Consider the following 1,449-nt stretch of genomic DNA (forward strand, 5'->3'; position numbering starts at 1 on the left):
TCTGATCCGCCTTCTGGTCAAGCGCGTTGAGATTGATCGCGGCGACATCACGGTGGTGTTCCGTGTCGCTCCGCCGCCCGATCCGAGCTATGGTGGTTCAGACAGCGGCAGTTTGCACCATTGTAGGAGGGGTGATGGCCCAACCCCTCTCCAAAACTGAACAGGTCTCCCACGTTCCTGGCGGGCTGCGGGAGAACGGCCTTTGCGCGATGGTGCGGCTTGTCTCAAAGGCCGGAACATCCCCCTATGCCGAACCGGGTTCAACGCTTTAGCATCATCTCATGGCTTCTTCGTCTCTCGATCCCTTCCGCCTCGCCTTCACCGAACCGTCCTGGGACGACCTGCGGATCTTTCTCGCCGTGGTGGCTCATGGATCGATGAACAGCGCCGCGAAGGCGCTGGGTCAGAGCCAGCCGACCGTCGCGCGGCGCATCAAGGTGCTGGAGGAGACGGTGGGCCTCTCGCTGTTCCAGCGCGGGCCCAACAACCTCGAACTGACGGAAGCCGGACAGGCGATACTCGACGCGGCCTCGCCCATGGGCGAGGCCGCCGCCATCGTGTCGCGAACGGCCGCAGCCTATCGGCCGGACCCCGACGCGCCGGTGCGGATCACAGCGACCGCCTCGGTAACGCTCTTCCTGTCTCTCTACGCGGGGGAATTGCACGACGCCGCAGCTCCCGTGGAGATCGCCTATATCCCGACCCGCCACCGGCTCGACCTCGCCTCCGGCGAGGCCGATATCGGCCTGCGCATGCGCCACCTGTCGGAAGGCAGCGACGATCTCGTGGCAAGAAAAATCGGGCAGATCGCCTTCGCCATCTATGCCCGCACGGAAAATCCCAAAGCCGTCATCGCACCGCCGGAGGATCCCACCCTGTCGCGGCAGGCGGCCTATGTGGCCGAGTTCGCACAGGGACGCACCATCGCGGCCCGCATCGGCGACATGCCGATCCGCTACCAGGCGGCGAAAGCGGGCCTCGGCGCCGCCTTCCTCCCCTGCTGGCTCGGCGATTCGGACCCGGATCTCGTCCAGGTGACGAAGCCGGAGGGCGACCTGATCGAGGATGTCTTCCTCGTCATGCACCGGCGCAGCCGCAACCGTCCGAACGTGACGCGGGTGGCGAATGCGTTGGCAAACCTCTTCAAGCGCAATCAGAAGGCGCTGGTGGGCGGATGAAGGCGCGCTCCGGATAGTCGGAACTCTGCGCACGATGGGTATCTTCGAGGCCCATGTCAAGCGACACCGAGATTTACGAGATAAGGCGACATCCAGTTTTACGACGGCTCAAGCGTGAGCCCGCTGGAGAGCCTCCTCCAGATCCCGCAGGCGATAGCTGCGCCCCTTGATGTTGAGAACATGCGCTCGGTGCAGCAGGCGGTCGAGGATGGCCGTGGCCAGCACCTCGTCGCCGGCCAGCAGCTCGGTCCACTCCCGGATGCTCTTGTTC

The 1,449-nt window shown here is 64.9% G+C and carries 1 protein-coding gene and 1 pseudogene; one reads left to right on the forward strand and one right to left on the reverse strand.

Annotated features, from left to right (window positions below):
- Positions 1-281 precede the first annotated feature (281 nt).
- Entirely contained in the window at positions 282-1,178 is an 897-nt protein-coding gene (locus FS320_RS43330) for a LysR family transcriptional regulator (protein WP_152718647.1), read from the forward strand.
- Between the two features lie 129 nt (positions 1,179-1,307).
- Here FS320_RS43330 and FS320_RS43335 read toward each other — a convergent pair.
- A pseudogene (locus FS320_RS43335) lies at positions 1,308-1,449 on the reverse strand (ATP-binding protein); the annotation flags it as partial.

The sequence above is a fragment of the Microvirga tunisiensis genome (genome assembly GCF_009296175.1).
GTDB classification, from domain to species: Bacteria; Pseudomonadota; Alphaproteobacteria; order Rhizobiales; family Beijerinckiaceae; genus Microvirga; species Microvirga tunisiensis.